Here is a 2,728-nt window from a genome sequence, read left to right on the forward strand (position 1 = left end):
TGGCGGCGAGGACGTGCGCCGACCAGGGCGGCGGTGCCGAGCGGGTCCGTCTACCGGAGGCCATCCCAGTTCTGGCACCGGGGCAGGAGTGGCGCACCTTCTGGGACAACGGCATCGAGCACAGCCAAGGTGTCTAGGGCCTCCTGCGCGCGCTTCGCCGGAAGTCAGCGAGTCGGCCGGTCGCAAGAAGGGCAACGCCGGCACCAGGAACAGCAACCGCTACCTGGCCCGGGTCCTCGGCGGGGCCGCAGTCAGCGCCGGCCGCACCCACACCTTCCTCGACGAGCGCTACCGGCGCATCGCCCGACGACGCGGCAAGAGGCGTGCGATCGTGGCGGTGGGCCGCTCGATTCTGGTCATCATCTGGGCCTTGCTTTCCGATGAGGAAGCACAGTTCATCGACCTCGGCCCGGACTGATTACGCCTCCCACACCAACCCCGAGCGCCTGGTCGAAGCAGGAGGCGGCGCGGGCGCCGATGTCGGTGCCCCGGCGGCGCCGCTCGGCGACGAGCAGCTCGACCAGCTGCGCGACGGTGTCGGCGGGTACGTCGAGCGTGGCAGAGTAGGTGATCACGCGAGGTCCTCGCGATCATGATCAGTTCCCTAGGAAGAACCGATCCTCGATCGCAGGGCCCCGCGCCTCATGCAGTGACACACCTCGCGCGCCGGCGACCTGCCGCTTCGGCGCCACAAGTGGGCCTCCATCGCCAATCCATTGAGAAGACCTCACTGGCCCTGACGAGGCCGTACAGTCGTCCACGGTCGCTGTTCGTGCCTCTGCTTCGTCGTTGTACGTCCGCAGTTGTCCCTGCCTGACGTTCCTCTCGGTTTTGCCGGTCGGTGCGGCGGCCCCGGTACAGGCGTCTGCCGGTACGGTCACCCCCCAGCACGGAAGAAGAACGACATGGCCCAGGGCACTGTGAAGTGGTTCAACGCGGAGAAGGGCTTCGGGTTCATCGCCCAGGACGGCGGCGGCGCCGACGTCTTCTGCCACTACTCTGCCATCTCCGGCACCGGCTACAAGTCCCTTGAGGAGGGGCAGCAGGTCGAGTTCGACATCACGCAGGGCCAGAAGGGCCCGCAGGCGGAGAACGTCCGCGCAGTTTGATCGACGCACGGGACAGGGGGCACGGCGCGCTATGCCGTGCTCCCTGTTCGAGGTGCGTGCCACTGATGGGTAGGGTCTGTCCTGCGGATCATGAAGGATGAGGTTTTCTCACCAGCAATCCGCTGCCTGTTGAACGGCGCGGTTGGCGTCGCTGGTCAGGCTTTCGGGAGTCGTCAGCGACGTCGGGCGCAAGCCCTCGGCGCAGGCTCCCGGCAGGTGGCACTAGGCACTTCCCTGCTATAGAGGCCTGACCTGCGACTTGCCTCTCCCTGACGTCCGCGGACAGCGAATTCTACTGAGAAAACCTCATTGCCCGAAGCTACGCTTGTCGGTGCGCACGGTCGAGACCCACCTCGCAGACGCCTACACCAAGCTCGGGAACCAGTATCCGACCCCACGGGCGGTCGCGCTGGAAACGGCTGCGCGGAAGGGGTCCACGCCTGAGGGGTGAGCCGCGGTCCGCGAGGTGAGGTCCGATGCGCCCTCAACCGGTGAAGTCCGAGACCACCCGCTCGAAGGGTTCGGGCTGCACAGCGACGTCCCCGGCGAACGGGTAGTTGATCACAACGGCGACGAAGAGGAGCACTCCAATGAGCGCTGCCAGGCTCCCCACCATGAGCGAGTGCAGCACCGCGCGTTCGAGGCCGAAGAGCAGCGCGAACCCGATCGTCACGACCCCGCCGACGATCAGGGCGGTCCACAGGACGCCGGGGATACCGCGGTCAACGTAGTCAAGCCGCTGGCTGCGGAAGCCCACCAGCTGGCTCAGCCGCTCGGCCTCAGCTCCCACGAACTCCTGCTGCGCGGGGGTCGTGACGGGGATCGACGCAATCACGCTCGCCATCTGGTCGAGGACGTCAGCCACCCGGGGATCACCCGGTTCGCCGTCTGCCATCGCCGGCCACTCCTCGTCAATGATCTCGCTCGCGTACTGCCGCACCAGGTCGTGCAGGCGCTCCTGCGTCTCCGGGGGAAAGGCGACACTCTCCCGGTGAATGCTCCGCAGGGCACTTGCCTCTTGACCGACGATCACCTCGGCGTCGCTGTAGTCCTCCCACGTGATAATTACAACAAAGCCGAGCAGGACGGCATAGATCACCCCCACGACGGCGATGATGAAGCCGACCACCTCGTTGTGCTCGCCCTCCGCCAAGAAGGGCCATCGACGGCGTATCCCCCACTGGACGAGCAGGACCAACGCCGGGAGGACGATCACCAACAGGGCCCCGATGAGCCACCAGGGGAGGGTCAGGATGTCGTGGGCCACGGTGACCTCCCGATGAGCTGGGCCACTGCTCGGTCACACGGTCTTGCCAACACTGGGTCAGCCGCTGCGCTGACGGCAGCACGACCGACCTCGCGAGTCTGGCGGTGCCCGCACTGTGCGTCCAGTGAGCCGGGTCAGGTCGAGGCACTCCTCCTGGCACACCTCGCCGACCACGATCCGCGACGGCCGCATCCGCAGCGCCTCCTTGACCAGTCGGCGTAGCGGGATCTCCCCGGCGCGCTCGAGGTTGGGCTGGCGGGTCTGCATCGCGACGACGTCGGGCAGCGGCACCCGGAGCTGGAAGGCAAGATCCACGACGTCGTCGGGCTGTATCGCATCCGCCGGAGCGCGC

Annotated in this window: 4 protein-coding genes and 1 pseudogene; 2 read left to right on the forward strand and 3 right to left on the reverse strand. The window is 67.3% G+C overall.

The window, feature by feature from the left end; all coding sequences use genetic code 11:
• The first annotated feature begins 88 nt into the window (after positions 1-88).
• Positions 89-418 carry a hypothetical protein gene (locus tag ABQ292_RS26315; protein WP_369210656.1) on the forward strand — a complete coding sequence of 110 codons (330 nt, stop codon included), beginning with the start codon at positions 89-91 and terminating at the stop codon, positions 416-418.
• Between the two features lie 22 nt (positions 419-440).
• Here ABQ292_RS26315 and ABQ292_RS26320 read toward each other — a convergent pair.
• Positions 441-575: pseudogene (locus ABQ292_RS26320) on the reverse strand (IS5/IS1182 family transposase); the annotation flags it as partial.
• Between the two features lie 330 nt (positions 576-905).
• On the opposite strand from ABQ292_RS26320, the gene ABQ292_RS26325 reads away from it, so the two are divergent.
• Positions 906-1,109 (forward strand): cold-shock protein, encoded by a 204-nt coding sequence (locus ABQ292_RS26325; protein WP_369210657.1) that lies wholly within the window; start codon positions 906-908, stop codon positions 1,107-1,109.
• Positions 1,110-1,593: 484 nt separating this feature from the next.
• Here the strand turns inward: ABQ292_RS26325 and ABQ292_RS26330 are convergent, their stop codons facing one another.
• Together ABQ292_RS26330 and ABQ292_RS26335 are read right to left on the reverse strand one after the other, a co-directional pair.
• Complete coding sequence (locus ABQ292_RS26330) at positions 1,594-2,376, reverse strand: bestrophin-like domain (RefSeq protein ID WP_369210658.1); 783 nt, start codon at positions 2,374-2,376, stop codon at positions 1,594-1,596.
• Positions 2,377-2,433: 57 nt separating this feature from the next.
• On the reverse strand, positions 2,434-2,728 hold a 295-nt coding region (locus ABQ292_RS26335), incomplete at its 5' end, for an ATPase, T2SS/T4P/T4SS family (protein ID WP_369210659.1).

It is taken from the genome of Geodermatophilus maliterrae (genome assembly GCF_041018925.1).
Taxonomy (GTDB): Bacteria; Actinomycetota; Actinomycetes; order Mycobacteriales; family Geodermatophilaceae; genus Geodermatophilus; species Geodermatophilus maliterrae.

Excerpts from the sequence above, each read along its gene's own strand:
- ABQ292_RS26325 (WP_369210657.1), top strand. The coding sequence starts at position 906 with ATGGCCCAGGGCACTGTGAAGTGGTTCAACGCGGAGAAGGGCTTCGGG.